Source organism: Eubacteriales bacterium mix99 (assembly GCA_038396605.1).
In the GTDB taxonomy this organism is placed as follows: domain Bacteria; phylum Bacillota; class Clostridia; order Caldicoprobacterales; family DTU083; genus UBA4874.
The window spans coordinates 1,748,409-1,770,447 of sequence record CP121690.1 but is presented as its reverse complement, the minus strand read 5'-3'; the positions used below and the strand labels follow the sequence as shown (position 1 = coordinate 1,770,447).

Annotated in this window: 36 protein-coding genes; 1 reads left to right on the top strand and 35 read right to left on the bottom strand. The window is 49.6% G+C overall.

All coding sequences use genetic code 11. From position 1 onward, the window contains the following. Positions 1-10: 10 nt before the first annotated feature. Positions 11-898 carry a phosphatase PAP2 family protein gene (locus tag QBE55_07795; GenBank protein ID WZL77479.1) on the bottom strand — a complete coding sequence of 296 codons (888 nt, stop codon included), beginning with the start codon at positions 896-898 and terminating at the stop codon, positions 11-13. 180 nt (positions 899-1,078) lie between these two features. Between QBE55_07795 and QBE55_07790 the strand changes: the two genes are divergently transcribed. Beyond that, complete coding sequence (locus tag QBE55_07790) at positions 1,079-1,534, top strand: Fur family transcriptional regulator (protein ID WZL77478.1); 456 nt, start codon at positions 1,079-1,081, stop codon at positions 1,532-1,534. Positions 1,535-1,576: 42 nt separating this feature from the next. On the opposite strand, the gene QBE55_07785 is transcribed toward QBE55_07790, so the two are convergent. The 34 genes from QBE55_07785 to rpsS all read right to left on the bottom strand — a co-directional run bounded on the left by QBE55_07785 (position 1,577) and on the right by rpsS (position 22,005). Next, positions 1,577-3,325: a glycoside hydrolase family 2 TIM barrel-domain containing protein gene (locus tag QBE55_07785; protein ID WZL77477.1), complete on the bottom strand. Its 1,749-nt coding sequence runs from the start codon at positions 3,323-3,325 to the stop codon at positions 1,577-1,579. Between the two features lie 21 nt (positions 3,326-3,346). Beyond that, positions 3,347-4,693, bottom strand: a complete 1,347-nt coding sequence (gene glmM, locus QBE55_07780) for a phosphoglucosamine mutase (protein ID WZL77476.1) — start codon at positions 4,691-4,693, stop codon at positions 3,347-3,349. A gap of 65 nt (positions 4,694-4,758) precedes the next feature. Continuing rightward, positions 4,759-5,682, bottom strand: coding sequence for a thioredoxin-disulfide reductase (trxB, locus tag QBE55_07775; protein ID WZL77475.1), 924 nt, complete (start codon positions 5,680-5,682; stop codon positions 4,759-4,761). 395 nt (positions 5,683-6,077) lie between these two features. Beyond that, positions 6,078-6,470: a 30S ribosomal protein S9 gene (gene rpsI / locus QBE55_07770; GenBank protein WZL77474.1), complete on the bottom strand. Its 393-nt coding sequence runs from the start codon at positions 6,468-6,470 to the stop codon at positions 6,078-6,080. A gap of 25 nt (positions 6,471-6,495) precedes the next feature. Beyond that, entirely contained in the window at positions 6,496-6,924 is a 429-nt protein-coding gene (rplM, locus tag QBE55_07765; protein ID WZL77473.1) for a 50S ribosomal protein L13, read from the bottom strand. Between the two features lie 164 nt (positions 6,925-7,088). Then, entirely contained in the window at positions 7,089-7,838 is a 750-nt protein-coding gene (truA, locus tag QBE55_07760) for a tRNA pseudouridine(38-40) synthase TruA (GenBank protein WZL77472.1), read from the bottom strand. A 77-nt stretch (positions 7,839-7,915) separates the two neighbouring features. Then, on the bottom strand, positions 7,916-8,716 hold the full coding sequence (locus tag QBE55_07755) for an energy-coupling factor transporter transmembrane component T (GenBank protein ID WZL77471.1): 801 nt from the start codon (positions 8,714-8,716) through the stop codon (positions 7,916-7,918). Then, positions 8,709-9,572 carry an energy-coupling factor transporter ATPase gene (locus QBE55_07750; protein ID WZL77470.1) on the bottom strand — a complete coding sequence of 288 codons (864 nt, stop codon included), beginning with the start codon at positions 9,570-9,572 and terminating at the stop codon, positions 8,709-8,711. Before QBE55_07750 ends, QBE55_07755 begins: the two co-directional genes overlap by 8 nt. Next, entirely contained in the window at positions 9,563-10,396 is an 834-nt protein-coding gene (locus tag QBE55_07745) for an energy-coupling factor transporter ATPase (GenBank protein WZL77469.1), read from the bottom strand. Before QBE55_07745 ends, QBE55_07750 begins: the two co-directional genes overlap by 10 nt. Before the next feature lie 201 nt (positions 10,397-10,597). After that, entirely contained in the window at positions 10,598-11,110 is a 513-nt protein-coding gene (gene rplQ, locus QBE55_07740) for a 50S ribosomal protein L17 (GenBank protein ID WZL77468.1), read from the bottom strand. A 20-nt stretch (positions 11,111-11,130) separates the two neighbouring features. Next, positions 11,131-12,078 (bottom strand): DNA-directed RNA polymerase subunit alpha, encoded by a 948-nt coding sequence (locus QBE55_07735; GenBank protein WZL77467.1) that lies wholly within the window; start codon positions 12,076-12,078, stop codon positions 11,131-11,133. A 74-nt stretch (positions 12,079-12,152) separates the two neighbouring features. Continuing rightward, a complete protein-coding gene (gene rpsD, locus QBE55_07730; protein WZL77466.1) occupies positions 12,153-12,779 on the bottom strand; it encodes a 30S ribosomal protein S4 in 627 nt (208 codons plus the stop codon). An 18-nt stretch (positions 12,780-12,797) separates the two neighbouring features. Continuing rightward, a complete protein-coding gene (rpsK, locus tag QBE55_07725) occupies positions 12,798-13,193 on the bottom strand; it encodes a 30S ribosomal protein S11 (protein ID WZL77465.1) in 396 nt (131 codons plus the stop codon). A 12-nt stretch (positions 13,194-13,205) separates the two neighbouring features. After that, positions 13,206-13,583 (bottom strand): 30S ribosomal protein S13, encoded by a 378-nt coding sequence (gene rpsM / locus QBE55_07720; protein WZL77464.1) that lies wholly within the window; start codon positions 13,581-13,583, stop codon positions 13,206-13,208. Positions 13,584-13,625: 42 nt separating this feature from the next. Beyond that, positions 13,626-13,739 carry a 50S ribosomal protein L36 gene (gene rpmJ / locus QBE55_07715; GenBank protein ID WZL77463.1) on the bottom strand — a complete coding sequence of 38 codons (114 nt, stop codon included), beginning with the start codon at positions 13,737-13,739 and terminating at the stop codon, positions 13,626-13,628. A gap of 15 nt (positions 13,740-13,754) precedes the next feature. Then, positions 13,755-13,976 carry a translation initiation factor IF-1 gene (gene infA, locus QBE55_07710; GenBank protein WZL77462.1) on the bottom strand — a complete coding sequence of 74 codons (222 nt, stop codon included), beginning with the start codon at positions 13,974-13,976 and terminating at the stop codon, positions 13,755-13,757. A gap of 22 nt (positions 13,977-13,998) precedes the next feature. After that, positions 13,999-14,271 carry a KOW domain-containing RNA-binding protein gene (locus QBE55_07705; protein ID WZL77461.1) on the bottom strand — a complete coding sequence of 91 codons (273 nt, stop codon included), beginning with the start codon at positions 14,269-14,271 and terminating at the stop codon, positions 13,999-14,001. 64 nt (positions 14,272-14,335) lie between these two features. Then, on the bottom strand, positions 14,336-15,607 hold the full coding sequence (gene secY, locus QBE55_07700) for a preprotein translocase subunit SecY (protein ID WZL77460.1): 1,272 nt from the start codon (positions 15,605-15,607) through the stop codon (positions 14,336-14,338). A gap of 1 nt (position 15,608) precedes the next feature. Continuing rightward, positions 15,609-16,049, bottom strand: coding sequence for a 50S ribosomal protein L15 (gene rplO, locus QBE55_07695; protein ID WZL77459.1), 441 nt, complete (start codon positions 16,047-16,049; stop codon positions 15,609-15,611). A gap of 15 nt (positions 16,050-16,064) precedes the next feature. After that, positions 16,065-16,247, bottom strand: coding sequence for a 50S ribosomal protein L30 (gene rpmD / locus QBE55_07690; GenBank protein WZL77458.1), 183 nt, complete (start codon positions 16,245-16,247; stop codon positions 16,065-16,067). A 13-nt stretch (positions 16,248-16,260) separates the two neighbouring features. Further along, positions 16,261-16,761, bottom strand: a complete 501-nt coding sequence (rpsE, locus tag QBE55_07685) for a 30S ribosomal protein S5 (GenBank protein ID WZL77457.1) — start codon at positions 16,759-16,761, stop codon at positions 16,261-16,263. A 13-nt stretch (positions 16,762-16,774) separates the two neighbouring features. After that, positions 16,775-17,143: a 50S ribosomal protein L18 gene (gene rplR / locus QBE55_07680; protein WZL77456.1), complete on the bottom strand. Its 369-nt coding sequence runs from the start codon at positions 17,141-17,143 to the stop codon at positions 16,775-16,777. A gap of 19 nt (positions 17,144-17,162) precedes the next feature. Continuing rightward, positions 17,163-17,705, bottom strand: coding sequence for a 50S ribosomal protein L6 (rplF, locus tag QBE55_07675; protein ID WZL77455.1), 543 nt, complete (start codon positions 17,703-17,705; stop codon positions 17,163-17,165). A gap of 42 nt (positions 17,706-17,747) precedes the next feature. Further along, complete coding sequence (gene rpsH, locus QBE55_07670; protein WZL77454.1) at positions 17,748-18,146, bottom strand: 30S ribosomal protein S8; 399 nt, start codon at positions 18,144-18,146, stop codon at positions 17,748-17,750. A 29-nt stretch (positions 18,147-18,175) separates the two neighbouring features. Continuing rightward, positions 18,176-18,361, bottom strand: coding sequence for a type Z 30S ribosomal protein S14 (locus QBE55_07665; protein WZL77453.1), 186 nt, complete (start codon positions 18,359-18,361; stop codon positions 18,176-18,178). A 29-nt stretch (positions 18,362-18,390) separates the two neighbouring features. Next, positions 18,391-18,936 (bottom strand): 50S ribosomal protein L5, encoded by a 546-nt coding sequence (gene rplE / locus QBE55_07660; protein WZL77452.1) that lies wholly within the window; start codon positions 18,934-18,936, stop codon positions 18,391-18,393. A 26-nt stretch (positions 18,937-18,962) separates the two neighbouring features. Beyond that, positions 18,963-19,277, bottom strand: a complete 315-nt coding sequence (gene rplX / locus QBE55_07655) for a 50S ribosomal protein L24 (GenBank protein WZL79895.1) — start codon at positions 19,275-19,277, stop codon at positions 18,963-18,965. 36 nt (positions 19,278-19,313) lie between these two features. After that, on the bottom strand, positions 19,314-19,682 hold the full coding sequence (gene rplN / locus QBE55_07650) for a 50S ribosomal protein L14 (protein ID WZL77451.1): 369 nt from the start codon (positions 19,680-19,682) through the stop codon (positions 19,314-19,316). A 29-nt stretch (positions 19,683-19,711) separates the two neighbouring features. Then, a complete protein-coding gene (gene rpsQ, locus QBE55_07645; GenBank protein ID WZL79894.1) occupies positions 19,712-19,915 on the bottom strand; it encodes a 30S ribosomal protein S17 in 204 nt (67 codons plus the stop codon). Between the two features lie 78 nt (positions 19,916-19,993). Beyond that, on the bottom strand, positions 19,994-20,197 hold the full coding sequence (rpmC, locus tag QBE55_07640; GenBank protein ID WZL77450.1) for a 50S ribosomal protein L29: 204 nt from the start codon (positions 20,195-20,197) through the stop codon (positions 19,994-19,996). Continuing rightward, entirely contained in the window at positions 20,184-20,621 is a 438-nt protein-coding gene (rplP, locus tag QBE55_07635; GenBank protein ID WZL77449.1) for a 50S ribosomal protein L16, read from the bottom strand. The genes rpmC and rplP overlap by 14 nt, the downstream gene beginning before the upstream one ends. A 1-nt stretch (position 20,622) precedes the next feature. After that, positions 20,623-21,288, bottom strand: coding sequence for a 30S ribosomal protein S3 (gene rpsC / locus QBE55_07630; GenBank protein WZL77448.1), 666 nt, complete (start codon positions 21,286-21,288; stop codon positions 20,623-20,625). 14 nt (positions 21,289-21,302) lie between these two features. Then, entirely contained in the window at positions 21,303-21,689 is a 387-nt protein-coding gene (rplV, locus tag QBE55_07625) for a 50S ribosomal protein L22 (protein WZL79893.1), read from the bottom strand. A gap of 28 nt (positions 21,690-21,717) precedes the next feature. After that, positions 21,718-22,005 carry a 30S ribosomal protein S19 gene (gene rpsS, locus QBE55_07620; GenBank protein ID WZL77447.1) on the bottom strand — a complete coding sequence of 96 codons (288 nt, stop codon included), beginning with the start codon at positions 22,003-22,005 and terminating at the stop codon, positions 21,718-21,720. Positions 22,006-22,039: the final 34 nt, after the last annotated feature.

The window sequence follows — 22,039 nt, the reverse complement described above, 5'->3', positions numbered from 1 at the left end:
GTTCCCGCTGTCAGCGGCTCTTTGCAGGATTGCGGAACAAACTGCGGAATAAAAGTGGGGCTCCTGCCGTCATCCACAGGACCATACCGGTATAGCTGACAAAATTACAAAGCAATCCGGCGGGCAAAACCGCCTTCAGCAAAAATCGGAGCACTGACAAACCGGCAAGTCCGATCCCCATTTTCGCGATCTGCCGGGGGAAAGATGCCTCCACACAATAATGGATGCACCGAAATTCCATCAGGTAGCCCAGCCAAAACCCGAAGGCCGACCCGGCCGCCTTGTAATAGGAAGGAATTCGGAGAAAGAGCAGCCCGATCAGCATGGGAACGATAAACACCGCCAGCAGGACCGGTTTTTCCTTTCGCTTTGACCAGTCGAATACCGCATTGGAAACAAGAACCCATGCCAGTCCGGTCAAAAGGCCTCCCACGACATCCAGAAGTGTGTGTACGCCAAGATACAGTCTGGACAGACCCACAAGGAATATCAGGATTCCGCCGGCAGGAGCCATCCATTTTTTCCGATATTTTAATATCAGCGAATACCAGAACACCCCAATCTGCTGCGTATGTCCGCTGGGAAAGGAATATCCGCCGGCGGTCTCCTTCCGCAGGGATCGGATCCCCGGATAGCCGATGGGCCTTGGGATTCGGCAAACCGCCTTGATCACCGTATTGACAATCACGCTTGTCAGACAGGCAAATCCCATCCGGTATCCGAAGTCCTTGTCAACGCACCAAAAAATCCATGCAACGACAATCAGGGAGAACATCGTTTCTCCCAGCATGGTAATCCACTGGAAAGCCACATCCAGAAATGGATTGGAAAAAGACTGGATCCATCGGATGATGGCAAGCATCTGCTCCTGAAATGGTATTCCGACCTGGAGGATCATATTTTCAGCCTTCCCTTCCTTATGTCTCTTAATGCCTCTTACAATACGATAGGTCTTACGATATCACTCATTTTTGCCCAATAAAGCCCCTTGCATTATTGCAACTATGTAGGTATAATAAAATTATAAGGATTACAATTATTGTATTGTCATACGAAATATAGGAAGGAAGGGTATATCATGTCGATTCCCCTGCAAGAAATTCAAAAGTACCTGTTGAAGAATCATATCAAGCCTTCCTTTCCCAGGCTGAAGGTGTTTGAATACCTTGCAGCCAACGCAAGCCATCCAACTGTGGACGATATTTACCGGGCACTGGTGGCGGAAATGCCGACCCTGTCCAAAACCACCATTTACAACACGCTCGATCTGTTTCTCCGGGCCAATGTAATCCGAGCCGTTACCATAGATGGCAACGAGCTGCGATACGATGTGGACATCACGGATCACGGACATTTTAAATGTGAGCGCTGCAACAGCATCTATGAATTTGACATCAATCCCGACGCTCTGTCCGCCAGTGAGCTGGATGGCTTTGAAGTACGGGAAAGGAATGTCTATTACCGGGGCATCTGTCCCAAATGCCGTGCTGAAGAAAAAGCGCCGGAGATCAGTGCCTCCGAAGCCAAAAAATGAGTCCCCCGATCCTTCGGCACCTTCAGCATATAGGGCGTAGCTTTACTCTATCGCTGCTTTTTGGCTGTTTATGGCCCTTATGATTTCCGGATCGAATTTGGGTTTCCGGTCATAGGTGTACAATCCGTTGACTTCCTGCTCCACGTCGTAGAGTTGGGTATAGCAGAAGGCACAGATCCGGGGATGCTTCAGCAGGGCTTCCGTCAACCCCCGATAACGTTCCAGAAACTCCTTTTCACTCCCGGGACGGGTCCCGTAACCCCAGCCCTGCTTATCCCCGGGTTTCCACCAGATCCCGCCGTATTCACTTACGAAATAGGGCTGACCCTCATATTTCTGCCGATCCGGGAAAGTGACATAAACCCCTTCACCGGTTCGCATCGGTTCCAGTTTGGCCCGCAGGGATTCCGGGTCCTGATCATAATCATGGATATCAAAAATATCGGTTTTCACATGAAAGTTCCCGCTGGTATCGATGACCGGCCGGGATGGATCCATGGATTTTGTAACCTGCCAGGCGATGCGAAGCACCTCGTCATCCTGCCGGGTTCCGTTTTTGTCCCAGGTCTCGTTGAATGGACACCAGCCGATGATGGACGGGTGATTGTAATCCCGTTCCACAGCCTCCATCCATTCCGGCAGAAAGCGTTCCAGTCCCATGGGAGCGGTAATGTCCAGCCCCCAGCTTGCGGACTCTCCCCAGACCAGATATCCCATCTTATCCGCCCAATACAGATATTCCGGCTCAAAAACCTTCTGATGAAGCCTTGCTCCGTTAAAGCCCATCTCCATGGAAATCCGGATATCCTTTTTCAGATCTTCCTCAGTGGGAGCCGTATAGATCCCATCCGGATAAAATCCCTGATCCAGCACAAGCCTTTGAAAAACAGGCTTTCCGTTGATGGCAACAGCGTGGTTCCGGATGGTTACAGATCGCAGCCCAAAATAACTCCGGACCCTGTCAATCGGTTCCTTCCCTTTCTGAACGATAAAATTCAAATCATACAGCTCCGGCTTTCCCGGTTCCCACAGATGGATTTCCTCCAACTCTATGGTAAGATATGCGGTTTCCCCCGCAATCCCAGCCACGGAGCTTCCCACGCGTCTGCCCTGATACCAGGCTTCCGCTTCCAGCAAAAGCCCATTTGTATTCCCCTTTATCCTGGATTCGATATGTACCCGTTTGTTTTCCGGATCCGGAAGGATTTTCAGGGCGGATAGATACTGCTGCGGAACGCACTCCAGCCAGACAGTCTGCCAGATGCCCGTGGTTCTGGTATAATCGCACCGTGCCTGGATGAAATGATGCTCCCTCCTTTGCTTGCCCACGGGCTGCAGTCCGGAGCGCGGTTCATCCTCCGCACAGACGGTCACGACATTGCTGCCGGGCCGGAGCTGCTCCGTGATATCAAAGGAAAAGGAAGTATATCCACCCCGGTGCGTGCCTGCGGATACTCCGTTGATCCAGACCTCCGTATCATAATCCACTGCCCCGAAGTGGATCAGAATACGACTCCCGTTCCAGCTGCCCGGGAGAGCAAACTCCCGGCGATACCAGACAGCCGGTATAAAATCCTCGTAGGCGATGCCGGACAGTCTGCTTTCCGGGCAAAAAGGAACCACAATCTGTGTCTTCAGCTTTTCCGACCGGTATACTTCCCTTGCTCTTCCGCTTCTTCCAAAATCCATTTCAAATTCCCAGGGTCCGTTCAAATTCATCCAACGGTCCCGAACCAGCTGAGGCCTGGGATATTCCGGCCTCGGAACAGTATTTTTCTGCGTTGTCTGCATGAAAATTCTCCTTTTCTCAGTCTAAGCCAGACGCTGTTCAATCAGCCCGGCCAGCCGAACAGCTTCCTTTTCCATAAGCTGTTGGTCCGTTCCCTCTATCATAATCCTTACCAATGGCTCGGTTCCCGAAGTCCGGATCAATACCCGGCCTTCTTCCCGAAACCTGGATTCGATTTTCCGGATTTCCTCCTGTATGACCGCATCCTCTGCATAACGATGTTTCTTTGCCTCGGAAACCCTGGCATTCACCAGTACCTGAGGCAGTTTTGTCATGCCGGCTGCCAGAGCGGAAAGCGGCTTTCCGCTGCGTTGGACAACGGACAGCATCTGCAGTGCCGTCAGGATCCCATCCCCTGTCGTGCTGTGATTCCGGAAAATAATATGTCCTGATTGTTCTCCGCCCAGACAATAATCCTTTTCCAACATTTTTTCCAGCACATACCGGTCTCCTACCCTGGTTTGCTCCAGTCTGCATCCCGCTTTTTTCAGGGCAATTTCCAGGCCAAGGTTGCTCATGACCGTCCCGACAACCGTATTTTGCTTCAGAAGGCCCCGGTCCTTCATATCCAGGGCGCAAATCAACAGAATCTGATCCCCATCCACCAGATTCCCGTTTTCATCCACGGCAATCAGCCGATCCGCATCCCCGTCAAAGGCAAGACCGGCATCCGCTTTCTCCTCCGTGACAAAGTCCTGAAGTCCCTCCGGATGGGTGGATCCGCAGCCATCATTGATATTGATTCCATCCGGAGCATTCTTCCGAATCCGTACCTCCGCTCCGAGAGATTCCAGCACTTTTGGAGCCACCCGATACGAAGCGCCGTTGGCACAATCCAGAGCCAGCTTCAATCCTTTCAGATGCCCATCAATGGTGCTCTTCAGAAACTCTGCATAATCCTTTTCGGCGGCCCACGCCGGAACCCTTCTGCCCACTTTTTCTCCCACCGGAACCGGTAATTTGCCGGTGCCGTCTGAAATAATACGTTCAATGCGGTCTTCCAACTCATCCGGCAGTTTATATCCGCGATGATCAAAAAATTTGATCCCGTTGTATTCCATTGCATTGTGAGAGGCAGAGATCACAACACCGGCGTCCAGACCATAGTGATGGGTCAAATAAGCAATGGCAGGCGTAGGCAGGACACCGGCTACAACAGCCTCTGCTCCCACAGAGCAAATGCCTGCAGTCAGTGCAGCCTCCAGCATATCGCCGGAAATGCGGGTATCCCGCCCAACCAATATCTTTGGCCTGTGCCTCGCCTTCGTCAGTACATAGGCGCCGGCCTGCCCCAGTTCAAATGCCATTTTGCAGGTCAGCTCCGAATTTGCAAGTCCCCTTACGCCATCTGTTCCAAACAAACGTCCCATCCAGGCTCCCCTTCCCTCTTTCAGACTCTCTCAATAAACAACAATGCAGCCGTAAACAAGTCCCATCACTGAGACATAAATTCCTTCATGATGTACCTCTGGGCAGATACAGCTGCCACTGCTCCGTCCGAAGCCGCCGTCACCAGCTGCAGCAAAGGCTTCTGCCGGATATCCCCTGCGGCAAATACACCCGGAATGCCGGCCTGCATGGACTCATTGGTGATCACATAACCGGATCGGCTCATGGGTATTGGATCCGGAATGCCTTCGCTGTTGGGGTGCACTCCGACGGCGATAAAAAGCCCGTCCGCCCTGATTTCCCGTTTCTTGCCCGTTCTGCGATGAACGGTCCGTACTCCGGTCACCCGGTCATCCCCCAAAATAGCTTCCACTTCCGAACTCCAGACCATTTCCACATTCTCTCTGGCCAGAACCCGGTCCGCCAGAATTCTGGAAGCACGCAGCGTATCGCGCCGGTGCACCAGATAAGCCTTACGGACATACCGGGACAAAAACATGGCGTCCTCCGCCGCAGTATCCCCGCCGCCGACCACGACAACATCCTTTCCCTTGTAGAAGGCACCGTCACAGGTTGCGCAATAGGATATCCCCTTGCCCCGGAATTCCTTTTCCTTCTCCAGGCCAAGCTGCCTTGGCTCCGCTCCCATGGCGAGGATTACCGCTTTGCATTCGTATGTTTTCCCTCCCGCCTCCACCTTCTTTGTTCTTCCCTCCAGGTCCAGACCGGTTACCTCATCATAGAGAATTTTCAGGCCAAACTTCCGGGCCTGATTTTCCATCTTTTCGACAAGATCCGGGCCGCTGATCGGTTCGTCAAAACCCGGGTAGTTCTCAATCAGACCTGTCGTGGATGCCTGGCCACCCGGAAACATTCTCTCAAACAGCAGAGTGGACAGACCGCCGCGATTGGCATACAGCCCTGCGGTCAATCCGGCTACCCCGCCTCCCACTATAATGACATCCAGCATAAAAACCCCTCCATTATCCTATGAAACACTGCCTCCGTCCATGATCGTTCGGCAGCATCCGAAAATCCGTTTTCCATGGAAATCAAATAAACTTCTACTGCATAGTATATCCTATTTCGGCCGATCTGGAAAATTGTTTTTTGAAAGAATTAATTTCGCTGTTAATGCATAGCTAAACATAGTAAAAATTCGGGAAATATGACGCCGAAGATGAGAGCTCTTGTGGATAAAAGCAACTGCAAAATTGATCCTTTTTGTCACCCATTTTGATGTGTAACCCATTAGTAACCCATGTAGAAGTGGTCAAATTTCGTCAGGCTTCGTCAAACCTCTTAGAAAAGGAAAACCCCGGAAACCATTGATTTTCCGGAGCTTTTGAATCTTTTGGGCTTTGATTATCTCTTGCTGAACTGCGGAGATCTGCGGGCAGCCTTGAGACCGTATTTCTTTCTTTCCTTCATTCTGGGATCCCGTGTCAGGAAACCTGCCTTTTTCAGAGTGGGACGCAGGCTCTCATCTGCTTTCAGCAAGGCACGGGAGATTCCATGACGGATTGCACCTGCCTGTCCGGTAAATCCGCCGCCATGTACATTCACGATGACATCGAAACTGCCTGTCGTGCCCGTTTCTTCCAATGGCTGGCGGGCAATTACCTTCAATGTATCCAGTCCGAAATATTCATCAATGTTTCGTTTATTGATTGTAAAATTTCCCTCTCCGGGAATTAACCGAACCCTGGCAACGGATTTCTTTCTTCGTCCCGTTCCGAAGTATTGTACTTTGGCCATTCTTCATTTCCTCCTTTCGTATGCCTTATAAATCAAGCATTTCCGGCTTTTGAGCTTCATGGTTGTGATCCGGCCCTGCATAAACTTTTAATTTCCGGAGCATATCCCTGCCCAGACTGTTATGCGGCAACATTCCCTTTACTGCCCCATAGATGACAGTGGTGGGCTTTTCCTTAATGAGATGATTAAAGTTTGTTTCCCTCAATCCTCCCGGGTAGGAAGTATGGTGACGATAGAGCTTCTGCTCTCCCTTTTTACCGGTTACCTCCACCAGTTCGGCGTTGATCACAATCACATAATCACCGGTATCCACATGAGGAGTATAGATGGGCTTATTTTTTCCTCTCAATATTTTTGCAATTTCAGATGAAAGACGTCCAAGGGTTTTCCCTTTGGCATCCACTACATACCATTTCCGTTCTACCGTATCGGCATTTGCCATATAGGTCTTCATAATGGGTTCCCTCCAATCCGACTGAAATACGCTTTGACATTCGTATCTCAGGCATTTCGTTTCGATATCATTTTCATTTTATTCCGCAAAGATCCGGAGACCGTCCGGGGCCAGTGGATCTTAATAGACACTATTCCTTATTTTAATGCATGTGCTTCGACGTGTCAAGAAAATATTTTTTCATAATATACCTTTTCCAGTGACAGGCCCTGGGGAGGAGCTGTCGGGCCCGCCATTTTCCGATCCCTTGTCTGAATAATTTCCGGTACGGAAAGGGAATCGATCCTGCCCCTTCCCACTTCAATCAGGGTTCCAGCCATAATGCGGACCATATGATATAAAAAGCCATTCCCATTTACCATAAAATACAAAAAAGGATCGTCCCAATCCAGCCGGACGCCGGCAACCGTTCGTACCGTTGTCCGGACCGGGGAACCTGCCGCCATAAACGAAGCAAAATCATGCGTGCCCTTAAAATATCCTGCTGCTTCCTGCATTGCCGAAACGTCCAATGGAACACAAACATGGTACAGATACCGGTACCCTATGGCAGTGTCCTGCGGACGCACGATCATGGAATATTTATATTTTTTCCCGGTCGCAGAAAACCGGGCATGAAAATCCCTGCTCACCTCCCGGGAACAGACAATCCGTATGTCCCTGGGAAGCCGGGAGTTCAATGCAAAGCTGAACTTTTCCGGCGGAATGGAAGAATCCGTCCTGAAATTTGCGGTCTGCCCTTTCGCATGCACTCCGCTATCCGTCCGGCCGGAACCAATGACAGGTACGGTTTCCCCGGTGAGATCCTGTAATGCCTCTTCCACTTCCTGCTGTATGGTCATTGCATTGGACTGCCTCTGCCAGCCGGCATAGGAGGTGCCATCGTATTCCATTGTCAGCATAATATTTTTCATAGGTTCCTCCCAGTGTGACAGTATCGGCCTTTTCTATCAAAACAATATGAATTTCCGAACCGATATTTCCCGGAAAATCAGCAGTAGGAATTGATCAGAACCGCTGCAATAAGGAGCAGGGTAACACCAAATGCCCCATAATCGATTCTTTCCATCCGCAATACCTTCATACGGGTCCGGTTCTCTCCTCCCCGATAGCAACGGGCTTCCATAGCCATGGCCAGTTCATCCGCCCTTCGGAACGCACTGATGAACAGGGGGACCAGCAGCGGCACCATGGATTTTGCCCGCTGGATCAGATTGCCGCTTTCAAAATCCGCCCCCCTTGCCATCTGTGCCTTCATGATCTTGTCCGTCTCTTCCAGCAGAGTGGGGATAAAGCGCAGCGCAATGGTCATCATCATGGCCAGCTCATGAGCGGGAAAATGAATCGCCTGCAAAGGTTTCAGCAGTACCTCCAGCCCATCTGTCAGGGAAATCGGAGAAGTGGTCAGGGTCAGCAGGGAGGTTCCCATCACCAACAACAGCAGCCGCAGCATCATAAAAATGCCCTGTTGGAGGCCTTCCTCCGTTACCTTCAGGAATCCCAGCTGAAAAATAACTTTTCCACCGGATGTAAAGAACAGATTGATTCCGAACGTCAGCACAATAATGAACAGCAGGGGCTTCAGCCCCTTTACAATGTATCGGAGCGGAATCCCGGAAAGGGCAATGGTCAGTGCCAGAAAGAGAAAAACAAACAGATAGCCAACAGAATACCGCACAAAGAAAATAACGATAATATACAAAAAGGCAATCATCAGCTTGGTCCGTGGATCCAGCCGGTGAATCGGAGAGTCAGACGGATAATACTGGCCGATCGTGATATCCTTAAGCATGTCTTTTCTCCCCCAATACCTTGATAAGTGCTTCCTTAGCCTGTTCCACCGTATAAATGTCGACCGGAACATCCATTCCCTTTTCCCGGAGGGCTTTCATCAGCCTGGTAATCTGCGGCACGCCCAGGCCCATACTCTCCAACTCTTCCGCATGGGTAAAGATCTCTCTGGGAGATCCGGTCAGTACCACCCGGCCTTTGTTCATGACAACGATCCGATCCACCAGCCGGGCGATATCCTCCATGCTGTGGGAAACCAAAATGATCGTATAGCCATTTTTTTCATGAAGGGCCCGGATTCCGTTCAATACTTCGTCCCTTCCCATGGGGTCCAGTCCCGCCGTAGGCTCATCCAATATCAATATCGCCGGATGCATTGCCAAAACGCCGGCAATGGCAACCCTTCGTCTCTGTCCTCCGCTGAGCTCAAAGGGCGAACGATCCTTCACCTCTTCAAAAGACAGGCCGACCAATTCCGCGGATTCCTTCACCCGATAATCGATCTCCTCCCCGGACAGCCCAAGATTTTTCGGGCCATAGGCAATATCCTTTCCGACGGTTTCCTCAAAAAGCTGCTGCTCCGGATATTGAAATACCAGGCCTACCTGCTGCCGCAGTGGCTTGAGATCCCTGCTGTTTTTCCCTATCCGCATTTCATTGACGATCACCGTTCCCTGTGTCGGTTTCAGCAATCCGTTCAGATGCTGAATTAAAGTGGATTTTCCGGAACCGGTGTGCCCGATGAGCCCGATGAACTCCCCGTCCCGGATTTCCAGATTCACATCCAGGAGAGCAGTGGATTCAAAAGGCCCCCCCTCCATATAAACGTGTGTTACCTGCTCCATCTTCACCGGCATAATGCATCCACCATCTCTTCCAGACTCATGGGATCTCCTTCAATATCAAACCCTTCCCGACGAAGCTCATGACAAAGCTCCACAACCTGGGGAACATCCAGACCGATGTTTTTCAACGTTTCGACCTGACGGAAGATCTCTCTGGGAGTCCCGTCCAGCACAATCCTGCCGTTGTCCATCACGATGACACGATCGGCGTGAATGGCTTCCTCCATATAATGCGTGATATGCACAATGGTGATTCCATCCTCTTTATTCAGACGATGTATGGTGTCCATTACCTCCCTGCGGCCGGAAGGATCCAGCATGGCAGTAGGCTCATCCAGAATGATAATTTCCGGATGCATGGCGATTACGCCGGCAATGGACACCCGCTGTTTCTGTCCACCGGACAAAAAGTGAGGGGCAGAAGTCGCATACTTCGTCATGTCCACGGCGAACAGGGCATCGTCCACCCGCTTTCGGATTTCTGCAGGCGGAACAGCCAGGTTTTCCGGGCCAAAAGCCACATCCTCCTCCACGATGGTGGCCACAAGCTGATTATCGGGATTTTGAAAGACCATGCCCGCCGCCTGTCGGATATCCCAGAGCTTATCTTCTTCCTTCGTGTTCATTCCCTTGACCCATACATTGCCGGACCGGGGTTTCAGCAACGCATTGAAGTGCTTGGCCAGGGTGGACTTTCCGGATCCATTGTGTCCGATCATCACGACAAACTCGCCCTTTCCAATCGTAAGGGATACGTTGTCCAGAGCCGCCGTTTCTTCCCCTCCCTGACCGACATAATCAAACGATACATTCTGAACCTGAATAATGGGTTCCATGCTGCCGTCCCCTCCTTACCCATAGATACCCGGGCTGTCCTGTCATAACCCCTTTCCTCCGAATTCTCAATTACAAGACTTGAGATAATGAAAAAGGTCGGAGAGGAAGCCCGCAAAACAATAAAAAATATGGATTAAGCTATAGGCTGATATCCCATGAACTTAATCCGCTTTTCCGAAAAGGTTTTCCGTAATGATTCTTCAGACCAACTCGATGATAACCGCTTCCGCTCCGTCACCTCTCCGGTGACCTTTTTTCAGAATCCGGGTATAGCCGCCGCCGGAAGCCTGCTTCTCATTTCTTTCCCTGTACTTCGGACCATACTCATTGAACATCTTTTCGATCAGGGGATGCTGAACCTTTCTCAGGCGTTCCGCATAATCCTCCTTGGTTTCGTCCTCCTCGCGCAGTTCCTTGATATCATACAGACAGGCCATCATTTTTCTTCTGGCATGAAGCCGGGACGGCATGTCATTGGTAACTTCCATGGACACGGTCTGGCCTTTTTCATTATTTACTTCCTTTGTTATCCTGACAGTGTTGTCATATTCCTTTACGGCAAGGGTAATCAGCTTCTCTGTTATGCTTCGGACTTCCTTGGCACGGGCTTCCGTTGTCTCAATCCTGCCATGCCATAAAAGGTCGGTGACCTGATTGCGCAACATGGCTCTCCGCTGATCACTGGCCCTGCCTAGTTTTCTGTATCCAGGCATATTCTCCCTCCTTCACTTCTTCATTCTTCGTTCTTTTTCAGACTTAAATCCAATGCTGCCAGCTTCTGCTGTACTTCTTCCAGGGACTTTCGCCCAAGATTCCGGACCTTCATCATTTCTTCTTCTGTTTTTTGGGTCAGTTCTTCAACTGTGTTGATTCCTGCACGTTTCAGACAATTATAGGAGCGTACGGAAAGATCCAGTTCCTCAATGGTCATTTCCAGGACCTTTTCCTTTTGGTCTTCTTCCTTTTCCACCATGATTTCCACATCGCTTACATTTGCCGTCAGGTTGATAAACAGGGAAAGGTGCTCCACCAATATCTTCGCTGCCAGGCTGGTTGCCTCATCCGGTGGAATGGTTCCATTGGTCCAGACTTCCAGGGTCAGCTTATCGTAATCGGTGATCTGCCCGACACGGGTATTCTCCACATTATAATTCACCCTGCGAATAGGAGTAAAAATGGAATCCACGGGAATAATCCCTATTGGCTGGCCCTCATGCTTGTTCCGTTCTGCAGGAACATACCCCCTGCCCTTCTCAACGGTAATCTCCATATACAGCTTGGCATCTTCATTCAGGGTGGCAATTGGGTGCTCCGGATTCAGAATTTCCACTTCGGCATCCGTAATAATATCTCCTGCAGTGACCTGTCCCGCACCCTGAGCATTGACAGTTATGATCTTTGGCTCGTCGCCAGACATCTTCAGGGCAAGTTCCTTCAGGTTGAGAATAATCTCCACCAGATCCTCCTTGACGCCCGGTACCGTGGAAAATTCATGAAGAACCCCGTCCACCTTGATGGATGTGACGGCTACCCCCGGAAGGGAGGACAACAGCACCCGCCGCAGGGAATTCCCCATGGTGATTCCAAACCCCCTCTCCAGGGGCTCCAATACGAACTTGCCATAAGTGTTATCCTTGCTTATTTCCACTATATCTATTTTGGGTTTTTCAATTTCTATCAAACGAAACCCTCCTCATAACATTTTCCAATCTTTTTCGAGGGCAACTATCTATCAACAAATCCGCTCCCACGGTATTATCTGGAATACAACTCAACAATCAGATGCTCCTGGATTTCAATATCAATATCCTGCCTGGATGGAAGTAATGAAACAGTTCCTTCCAGTTTTTCGTAATCCACCTGCAGCCACGGCACAACCGCCCTGCCGGCTCCCTCTTTCAATGCCTTGAAGTGTTCCATTCCGGAAGCACTTTTGCCCTTGACAGCAATGGTTTCCCCAACGTTGGTCAGATAGGAGGGAATGTTTACTTTCCTGCCGTTCACCATAATGTGCCCATGGCGAACGAATTGTCTTGCCTGAGCCCTGGAATCCGCAAAGCCCATGCGATAGACAACATTGTCCAGTCTTCTCTCCAGCAGCTGAAGCAGATTTTCACCTGTGATGCCCTTCGCTTTCTCTGCTGCTGAAAAATAGTTGCGGAACTGCTTTTCCTGCACCCCGTAAATTCGCCTTACCTTCTGTTTTTCGCGAAGCTGCATGCCGTATTCGGAAGGCTTCCGCCTGCTGGTTCCATGCTGCCCCGGAGCGGCCGGCCTGCGGGCAAATCCGCATTTTTCCGTATAGCATCTGTCGCCTTTCAGATAGAGCTTCATTCCCTCCCGCCGGCACTGGCGGCACTGCGGTTCTATATTTCTTGCCATCTTTACACCTCCATCTCCTTATACTCTTCTTCTCTTTGGCGGGCGGCAGCCATTGTGAGGGATCGGAGTAACGTCCTTGATCATATTGACTTCCAATCCAGCTGCCTGCAGGGAACGGATCGCAGCCTCCCTGCCGGACCCGGGGCCTTTTACATAAACCTCCACTGTTTTCAGGCCATGCTCCATTGCTGCTTTTGCTGCTGTCTCTGCAGCAGTCTGTGCCGCAAATGGCGTGCTTTTTTTGGACCCGCGGAATCCAAGGCCGCCTGCACTCGCCCAGGACAGTGCATTGCCCGCTGTGTCCGTAATGGTCACAATTGTATTATTGAACGTCGACTGAATATGGGCAGCGCCGCGCTCAATATTCTTCTTTTCACGGCGTTTCCGTGTTCTGCGTGCTGTTTGTTTCGCCATTCATACCCCTCCTCAAACGATACTTTTTCTGCGCACACCAACGGTGCGTTTTGGTCCCTTGCGGGTTCTGGCGTTTTGCTTCGTGCTCTGCCCACGTACCGGCAATCCCTTCCGGTGACGGATCCCCCTGTAACAGCCGACTTCCACCAGCCGCTTGATATTCAGGGATACTTCCCTTCGGAGATCTCCTTCGACCTTTACATCCTTATCGATATATTCTCTCAGCCTGGATACTTCCGCTTCGGTTAAGTCCTTGACACGAGTGTCGGGATTGACTCCCGTGGCTTTCAGGATCTCTCTGGACTTGCTCTGTCCGATGCCGTAAATATAGGTTAAACCAATTTCCACTCTTTTTTCACGAGGCAAATCGATTCCGGAAATACGCGCCATCCTTACACCTCCATATGTTAATTATTTCATATTTTACGAATTTTAACCCTGTCTTTGTTTGTGTTTGGGATTCTCACAGATCACCATGACTTTCCCTTTCCGCTTAATGATCTGACATTTCTCACACATACGCTTTACAGACGGTCTTACCTTCATCTTTTCAATCCTCCTTTATGCTTTTCCGCGCCAGGTAATCCGACCACGGTTCAAATCATAGGGGGACAATTCCACCGTTACCTTATCTCCCGGCAAAATCCGAATAAAGTTCATTCGAAGCCTTCCTGATATATGGGCCAGTATCTGGTGTCCGTTTTTTAATTCCACCTGAAACATCGCATTTGGCAGTGCTTCAAGCACTTTGCCTTCCACTTCAATTACGTCTTCTTTTGACAATGAATACCATCCTCCTTACCGCTCATAATCCAAAGGACTCCAGGGCTTTCCGGATATCTGCATCCAGTATCAATTCCCCTGCTTCCAGTTTATTTTTCAGTTCCCTGACCAATATTGGCTTTGGAGTCAAATGTTTCGCTTTCTTCTTTTTGGGTTTTGCAACGGTTCTGCTCCTGCCATCTGCGATGAGTACATACTCATCGTCCAGCCGCCTGATGATAAGAAAAGCAGCCCCTTTCTCCCTGCCGGCTTTCGCCAGCACAACCCTGCCAACCTGAAACTCCGTTTCCGTCATGTCTGCCACTACCCTTCCAAAGTCATAATCATGGTATCGTGGGAATGGGGATGATGTCTTTCCATTACTTCAGAAAGCCCTTGTAATGTCTCATGAGCATCTGTGCCTCCAGCTCCTTTGTCGTTTCCAGTGCAACACCCACAAGAATCAGGATTGCCGTACCTCCAAAGGACATGGGGACTTTCGTGATGGCAGTCAAAGCAATCGGCAGAATGGCAACCAATGCCAGATAAACCGCTCCTACCAGCGTCAGGCGGTTGGAAATCCGCATCAGATAATCTGAAGTGGGCTTTCCCGGACGAATGCCCTGCACAAAGCCGCCGTATTGTTTGAGATTATCTGCAATCTCCACCGGATTGAACGTAATCTGCGTATAGAAATACGTAAAAAATACAATCAACAGTGCATATAATACAGCATACAACGGTTTATCCTGGGTAAACCATTTCTGCACCCATAATACAAACCCGCTGTCCTGCGACATAAACTGTGCGATGGTCTGAGGAACCGCCAGAATGGATACGGCAAAAATAATGGGAAGTACACCGGATGAATTTACTTTCATGGGAATATGGGTGCTTTGCCCGCCGTACATTTTCCTCCCGACCACTCTCTTGGAATACTGCACCGGAATTCTTCTCTCTCCCTGATCAATAAAGATCACTCCAACAATCAGGGCAATCATGAATACGACCATCAGCAACAGATAAGCCGGATGGATCGATTTCGCCCGAAAAGCCAGATTCCAAAGCTTCACCACGGAAACCGGCGCTCTGGAAATAATACTGGTGAAAATAATCAGGGAAACGCCGTTTCCTATTCCCTTATCGGTAATCTGTTCGCCCAGCCACATTAAGAATGCTGTGCCCGCAGTCAGGGTCAGGGATACAACAATATAAGTCCAGGCATTGTTCTGAAGCAATGCGCCTGCACTCCTCGCCAGGCCGAACGTGATTCCGAACGCCTGCAGAAAAGCCAGGACAACTGTGAAATATCTTGTATATCTGGCGATCTTCTTTCTTCCATCTTCCCCTTCCTTGGACAATCGTTCCAGCTTGGGGATGGCTACGGTCAGAAGCTGCATAATGATGGAAGAATTGATGTACGGAGTGACAGACAAGGCAAAAATCGTAAAGTTCCCGAAAGCGCCTCCGGACATAATATCGAAAAATCCGAGCAGACCGCCCTGATCGATAAGATTTTTGATAAAGGAACTATCCACACCGGGTACCGGAATAAAGGATCCAACCCGATAAACCAACAACATCATCAAGGTATACAGAATCTTTTTTCTCAGATCTTCTATTTTCCAGGCATTCTTAAATGTTTCGAACATCTCAGATCACCTCAGTCTTTCCACCCAGGGCTTCAATTTTTTCCTGAGCAGTTTTACTGAACTTATGAGCCTGTACGGTCAGTTTCTTTGTCAAATTTCCATTGCCAAGAATTTTGACACCGTCATTATCTTTCCGGACCAGACCCGTTTTCTTCAAAAGCGACGGCGTAACTACCGTACCCTCTTCAAAAGCCTCCAGATCCCTCAAGTTTACTATGGAGTAAACCGTTGCATATATATTGGTGAACCCTCTCTTTGGAATACGTCGTGCAAGAGGCATCTGTCCGCCTTCGAAGCCAGGCCTTGTCCCGCTTCCGCTTCTGGACTTCTGACCTTTTTGGCCCCGTCCGGCAGTTTTGCCGAGTCCGGATCCATATCCCCTTCCCTTTCGCAGGGAAACGGTCACAGAGCCCTCAGCAGGCTTTAAATCATGTAACTTCATGGAGCTGCACCTCCTTTACTCTTCGATTTTTTCAACAGAAACAAGGTGACTCACCTTGTGGATCATTCCCCGGATAACTGCATTGTCCTCCTGTATCCTGCTGTCTCTGATCTTCTTTAAGCCAAGAGCTTCCATTGTTGCAATCTGATCCTTCTGGCAGCCTATGGTACTCCTGGTTTGGGTAACTTTCAGCTTCATCCCAAGTTCCCTCCTAACCTAAGATCTCTTCGGTGGATTTGCCTCTTAATCCCGCAACATCTTCTGCCGTTTTCAATCTTGCAAGTCCGCTCATGGTGGCATTGATCACATTTCTCGGATTGCTGGATCCCAGGGATTTGGTACGGATATCCTGGATACCGGCAAGCTCCATCACCGCACGGACAGGTCCTCCTGCGATCACACCGGAACCTTCCTTGGCAGGCATCATCAGGACAGAACCGGCTCCAAACTCTCCCTGAACTTCATGCGGTATGGTGGTATTCACAATCGGTACCTTAATCAGATGCTTCTTTGCATCCTCCACTCCCTTGCGGATCGCTTCCGGAATTTCAGCCGCTTTTCCCATTCCTGCCCCGACAATACCATTTGCATCGCCCACTACCACTACGGTACTGAAGCGCATATTCCGTCCGCCCTTTACGGTCTTGGCAACACGGTTGATACTCACTACCCTTTCCTTCAGATCCAACGTGCTGGCATCGATACGGTTCATCTGTTTCCCTCCTTTAAAATTCCAGTCCGGCTTCACGCGCTCCGGATGCAACTTCCAAAACGCGTCCATGGTAAACATAGCCGCTCCGGTCAAATACCACACGGTGGATTCCTTTTTCCATCGCCTTTTTTCCGGCCGCCTCTCCAACGATCTTTGCGGCTTCTTTTCTGGTTTTGCCGACGACTTTTTCCTTCAAATCCGGATCAAGGGTAGAAGCAGCTGCCAGAGTTGTTCCGTTCTGATCGTTGATGATTTGAACATATATATGATTTAAACTCCGATAAACGCAGAAACGTGGCCTTTCCGAAGTACCGGAAATTTTCCTCCGGACCCGATCATGCCGCTTTTTCCTGCTCGCATTTTTGTCTTTTTGTTTGATCACCTAAGCTTCACTCCTTCCCTTATTTCTTACCTGCTTTTCCTTCCTTGCGAAGGATTCTTTCATTCTCATATTTGATGCCCTTGCCCTTATAAGGTTCCGGCTCACGAATCCGCCGTACCTTTGCGGCCATTTCACCAACCGCCTGTTTGTCAATTCCCCTGACAATGATCCGGTTGGCTGCTGGTACTTCAAATTCCACTCCGTTTTCCTCCGGGATCTCCACCGGATGCGAGTATCCAACGGTCAGAACCAGTTTCTTACCCTGCTTCTGCGCACGATAACCGACTCCATTGATTATCAAAGCCTTTTCATATCCTTTGGTAACCCCGTCCACCATGTTCTGAATCAACGCCCGGCTCAAACCGTGCAGTGATTTCTGAGGTTTACTGTCGTTTGGACGCTCTACTTTTATAAGATTCCCTTCCACGGAAACCCGCATATCCTTGTGGATTTTCTGTGTCAGCTGTCCCTTTGGCCCTTTTACGGCTACCACATTGTCATCGCCGACTGATACGGATACTCCATCGGGCACGTGTACAGGAAGCTTTCCAATCCGTGACATACATTACACCGCCTTCCTTTTGCTAATTCTGCTGCCCATCCGTTACCAGACGTAGCACAGGACTTCTCCGCCGACGCCCAGTTTTCTGGCCTTCTTGTCCGTCATTACGCCCTTTGAGGTGGAAATGATGGCAATCCCCAGTCCACCCAGTACCTTGGGGATCTCATCCTTGTTTGCATAAACTCTCAGACCGGGCTTGCTGATTCTCTTCAATCCGCTGATGACACGTTCATTGTCTTTGGTATATTTCAACGTAAGCTTCAAAGTACCCTGATTTCCGTCGTCAATTACGGTATATCCCTTGATAAGCCCCTCCTCTGCCAATATATCTGCAATCGCCTTCTTCATATTAGAAGCCGGTACCTGTATCACTTCATGCTTTACAACCAGTGCATTCCTTATGCGGGTCAGCATATCTGCAATGGGATCTGTCATAACCATATCTTCTACCTCCTTCCAGTCTCGACCCTCTACCAGCTCGCCTTCCTGACACCGGGGATCTGTCCTTTATAGGCCAGCTCCCGGAAGCATATCCGGCAAATACCATATTTCTTCAGGACTGCATGGGGACGTCCGCACAATCTGCATCTTGTATAGGCACGGGTTGAATACTTGGGCTTACGCTGCTGCTTCGCCCTCATTGATTTTTTTGCCACTTATCTGTTTCCTCCTTCCATTGGATTCCTCAGCTTCTGGTAGCAAAAGGCATACCCAAAAGCCGTAACAGTTCTCTTCCTTCTTCATCGGTCCGGGCGGTTGTCACAAATATGACATCCATTCCCCTTACCTTATCCACCTTATCATAGTTGATTTCCGGGAAAATCAGCTGCTCTTTGATTCCCAGCGCATAATTGCCCCTGCCGTCAAAGGAATTCTCCGATACTCCCCGGAAATCCCGTACGCGGGGAAGAGCAATGCTTACCAGTCGATCCAGGAACTCATACATTTTATCGCCGCGAAGCGTCACCTTTGCTCCGATATTCATGCCTTCCCTTACCTTAAAGGCAGCCACGGATTTCCTGGCTTTGGTTACAACGGGCATCTGTCCTGTTATGGTCGCCAGCTCCTGGACAGCGGCATCAAGAAACTTCGGGTTTTCCTTCGCATCCCCGACTCCCATATTGATCACGATCTTTTCGAGTCTGGGAACCTGCATCACATTTTTATATTCAAATTTGTCCATCAGATCGGACATCGCTTCATTTTTATAAAAATCTTTCAACCGAGCCAAATCTTTTACCTCCCTTCTGAGAAGAACTAATCATTGAATAATTCGTTGCAGACCTTGCAGACGCGCACCTTGGTTCCATCTTCCAGTATTTTGTGGCCTACACGGGTCCGCTTGTTGCACTTCCCACAAACAAGCATGGCTTTGGAAGCATCAATGGCGGCTTCCTGACGGATCCTTCCTCCCTGCTGGTTTGCACCTGTGGGTTTCTTGTGCCGGGTCACAAAATTGACCCCTTCCACAATGATTTTGCCTTCCCTGGGATATGCAGTCAGCACTTTTCCCCGCTTTGATTTATCTTTTCCGGAAATGATTTCTACGGTATCTCCTTTTTTCACATGCATTTTCCCTGGTTTTTTCACCACAGCAATCACCTCCTTTTATAATACTTCCGGGGCGAGAGAGATGATTTTCATATAATCCTTCTCTCTCAGTTCTCTGGCGATCGGGCCAAAGATACGGGTACCCCTGGGTTGCTTCTGATCATCTATGATTACTGCCGCATTGTCATCAAATTTAATAAACGAACCATCCGGCCTTTGCGTGCCCTTGGTCGTGCGAACAATGACAGCCTTTACGACATCGCCCTTTTTAACAACACCGCCGGGTGTTGCACTTTTAACAGATGCTACAATCGAGTCCCCTATATTTCCATACTTTCTCGTGGAACCTCCCAGGACATTGATGCACATCAGTTCCTTCGCGCCGGTATTGTCCGCCACTCTCAACCGGGTCTGCTTCTGAATCATATTATACCCTCCTTTCGGTAGTGGACCGATTATTGTGCCCTTTCAACGACTTCAACCAAACGCCAGCGCTTGTCGCGGCTGATCGGCCTGGTTTCCATAATCTTTACGCGGTCCCCGATCTGACAGGTATTTTCTTCGTCATGGGCTTTCAGTCTGTTTGTCCGATTCATGGTCTTTCCGTACAGCTTATGCTTCACACGGCTTTCGATCAAAACCACAATGGTTTTATCCATCTTATTGCTTACGACTTTGCCGATGCGGACCTTCCGGTTTCCTCTTGTTTCCTCGGCCACAAATATTCCTCCTTTTCCTCAAGCCTCCATGGCTTTCAATTCCCGTTCTCTAAGAATCGTTTTTACTCTGGCAATATCCTTTTTTACTTCCCGGATCCTCATGGGATTCTCCAACTGCCCGGTGGCCAGCTGGAATCGAAGGTTAAACAACTCACTCTTGAGCTCGGAACATTTCTGATTCAGCTCATCCTGTGTCATATCCCGGAATTCATTCGCCTTCATTGCCTTCACCACCCAATTCTTCTCTAGTCACAAACCTGGTCTTGACCGGAAGTTTGTGCGCTGCCAGGCGGAGTGCCTCTCTGGCTGTCTCTTCGGGTATTCCTGCCACTTCAAACAGGATCCTGCCGGGCTTTACAACTGCCACCCAATATTCCGGGGAACCTTTTCCCTTCCCCATGCGGGTTTCAGCAGGTTTCTCCGTAACAGGCTTATCCGGAAATATCTTGACCCAGACATTCCCGCCCCTTTTCATAAAACGAGTCATGGCAATCCTTGCTGCTTCAATCTGATTGCTGGTGATCCAGCAGGGATCCAATGCCTGCAGACCATACTGACCGTAAGTAACGGTATTCCCGCGGGTTGCCTTGCCTTTCATCCTGCCCCGGAACACCCTGCGGCGTTTTACTCTTTTCGGCATCAACATATTATTTTCCTCCTTCCGCAACCGGTCTGTTTTTCGCCTTCGGAAGGACCTCTCCTTTGTAAATCCATACCTTTACTCCGATTCCTCCGTAGGTTGTTTTTGCTTCCGCAAACCCATAGTCGATATCAGCCCGCAATGTCTGCAGAGGTATGGTTCCTTCATGATATCCTTCTTTCCGTGCAATATCCGTTCCGCCAAGACGCCCGGAGACCATGGTCTTGATTCCCTTTGCCCCGGCTTTCATGGTTCTCTGCATTGTCTGCTTCATCGCCCTGCGGAAGGAAATCCTGCGTTCCAGCTGTGCTGCAATATTCTCTGCGACCAACTGCGCATCCAGGTCCGGGTACTTGACCTCTACTATATTCAAAATTGTCGTTTTCTTCGTAAACTTTTCGATTTCTTTCTTCAAGGCATCCACGCCCGTACCGCCTCTTCCAATTACAATACCGGGCTTGGCTGTAAAAATATTCACCTTTACGCGGTTAGCAGCACGCTCAATTTCGATTTTCGAGATCCCTGCATGAAAAAGTTTCTTTTTCAGCATATTCCTTAACTGCACATCCTCGATCAGATTGTCTGCAAAATCCTTCCTGGAAGCATACCATCTGGCATCCCAATCCTTGATGATTCCGACTCTAAGTCCATGGGGATTCACTTTCTGACCCACTTATCCATCCCTCCTTATTTCTGTACTTGTTCCAGTTCATCCAATACGATATTGATATGACTGGTTCGCTTCCGAATGCGGTTTGCCCTGCCCTGAGCCCTTGCCCGCAAACGCTTCAGGGTCGGTCCTTCGTTTGCGGTAACCTCAGCGACATACAAACGATCCGGATCCATTTCCAGATTGTTTTTTGCGTTGGCCGCTGCAGATTTCAACAGCTTGACAACCGGCTCGGACGCCGCCTTCGGCGTATATTCCAATATGCCAAGTGCTTCGCTGACCGTTTTTCCGCGTATCATGTCAATCACAATCTTTACCTTTCTGGAAGAAATGCGGACATAACGGGCGGTGGCATGAGGCCGCTTTTCCCTGCTCTCGTAGCGGGCTTCTGATTTTTCTTTCATCCTTGTCGCCACTGTGATTCCTCCTTCACTATTTCAGCTCCGTAGTCTTTTCTGAATGCTGTCCGCTGTGACCCCGAAAGGTTCTGGTAGGCGCAAACTCTCCAAACTTATGTCCCACCATCTCCTCGGTAATATAGATCGGAACGTGTTTCCTGCCATCATGAACGGCAATGGTGTGTCCGACCATTTCAGGAAAAATGGTGGATGCTCTGGACCAGGTCTTTATAACTGTTTTTTTGCCCTGTTTGTTCATGTCCTCTATCTTCTTTAAAAGGTCCGCACGGACATAGGGCCCTTTTTTCACCGATCGACTCATTCAATTGCCTCCTTCCGACTTTTAAAATCAATGA

Coding starts and splice junctions, on each gene's coding strand:
- rpmJ (WZL77463.1), bottom strand. CDS start 13,739: ATGAAGGTAAGACCGTCTGTAAAGCGTATGTGTGAGAAATGTCAGATC.
- rplN (WZL77451.1), bottom strand. CDS start 19,682: ATGATTCAGAAGCAGACCCGGTTGAGAGTGGCGGACAATACCGGCGCG.
- secY (WZL77460.1), bottom strand. CDS start 15,607: ATGTTCGAAACATTTAAGAATGCCTGGAAAATAGAAGATCTGAGAAAA.
- QBE55_07750 (WZL77470.1), bottom strand. CDS start 9,572: ATGCCGGTGAAGATGGAGCAGGTAACACACGTTTATATGGAGGGGGGG.
- glmM (WZL77476.1), bottom strand. CDS start 4,693: ATGGGACGTTTGTTTGGAACAGATGGCGTAAGGGGACTTGCAAATTCG.
- rplQ (WZL77468.1), bottom strand. CDS start 11,110: ATGCCTGGATACAGAAAACTAGGCAGGGCCAGTGATCAGCGGAGAGCC.
- rpsI (WZL77474.1), bottom strand. CDS start 6,470: ATGGCCAAAGTACAATACTTCGGAACGGGACGAAGAAAGAAATCCGTT.
- QBE55_07745 (WZL77469.1), bottom strand. CDS start 10,396: ATGGAACCCATTATTCAGGTTCAGAATGTATCGTTTGATTATGTCGGT.
- rpmD (WZL77458.1), bottom strand. CDS start 16,247: ATGAAGCTGAAAGTTACCCAAACCAGGAGTACCATAGGCTGCCAGAAG.
- rplV (WZL79893.1), bottom strand. CDS start 21,689: ATGAAAGAAAAATCAGAAGCCCGCTACGAGAGCAGGGAAAAGCGGCCT.
- rpsD (WZL77466.1), bottom strand. CDS start 12,779: ATGGCAAGAAATATAGAACCGCAGTGCCGCCAGTGCCGGCGGGAGGGA.
- QBE55_07795 (WZL77479.1), bottom strand. CDS start 898: ATGATCCTCCAGGTCGGAATACCATTTCAGGAGCAGATGCTTGCCATC.
- rplO (WZL77459.1), bottom strand. CDS start 16,049: ATGAAGTTACATGATTTAAAGCCTGCTGAGGGCTCTGTGACCGTTTCC.
- QBE55_07785 (WZL77477.1), bottom strand. CDS start 3,325: ATGCAGACAACGCAGAAAAATACTGTTCCGAGGCCGGAATATCCCAGG.
- QBE55_07755 (WZL77471.1), bottom strand. CDS start 8,716: ATGCTTAAGGATATCACGATCGGCCAGTATTATCCGTCTGACTCTCCG.
- QBE55_07790 (WZL77478.1), top strand. CDS start 1,079: ATGTCGATTCCCCTGCAAGAAATTCAAAAGTACCTGTTGAAGAATCAT.
- rplP (WZL77449.1), bottom strand. CDS start 20,621: ATGTTGATGCCGAAAAGAGTAAAACGCCGCAGGGTGTTCCGGGGCAGG.
- rpsE (WZL77457.1), bottom strand. CDS start 16,761: ATGAACCGTATCGATGCCAGCACGTTGGATCTGAAGGAAAGGGTAGTG.
- rplF (WZL77455.1), bottom strand. CDS start 17,705: ATGTCACGGATTGGAAAGCTTCCTGTACACGTGCCCGATGGAGTATCC.
- rpmC (WZL77450.1), bottom strand. CDS start 20,197: ATGAAGGCGAATGAATTCCGGGATATGACACAGGATGAGCTGAATCAG.
- truA (WZL77472.1), bottom strand. CDS start 7,838: ATGAAAAATATTATGCTGACAATGGAATACGATGGCACCTCCTATGCC.
- rplX (WZL79895.1), bottom strand. CDS start 19,277: ATGCATGTGAAAAAAGGAGATACCGTAGAAATCATTTCCGGAAAAGAT.
- trxB (WZL77475.1), bottom strand. CDS start 5,682: ATGCTGGATGTCATTATAGTGGGAGGCGGGGTAGCCGGATTGACCGCA.
- rpsQ (WZL79894.1), bottom strand. CDS start 19,915: ATGGATAAAACCATTGTGGTTTTGATCGAAAGCCGTGTGAAGCATAAG.
- rplM (WZL77473.1), bottom strand. CDS start 6,924: ATGAAGACCTATATGGCAAATGCCGATACGGTAGAACGGAAATGGTAT.
- rpsS (WZL77447.1), bottom strand. CDS start 22,005: ATGAGTCGATCGGTGAAAAAAGGGCCCTATGTCCGTGCGGACCTTTTA.
- rpsM (WZL77464.1), bottom strand. CDS start 13,583: ATGGCGCGTATTTCCGGAATCGATTTGCCTCGTGAAAAAAGAGTGGAA.
- rpsH (WZL77454.1), bottom strand. CDS start 18,146: ATGGTTATGACAGATCCCATTGCAGATATGCTGACCCGCATAAGGAAT.
- rpsK (WZL77465.1), bottom strand. CDS start 13,193: ATGGCGAAACAAACAGCACGCAGAACACGGAAACGCCGTGAAAAGAAG.
- QBE55_07705 (WZL77461.1), bottom strand. CDS start 14,271: ATGACGGAAACGGAGTTTCAGGTTGGCAGGGTTGTGCTGGCGAAAGCC.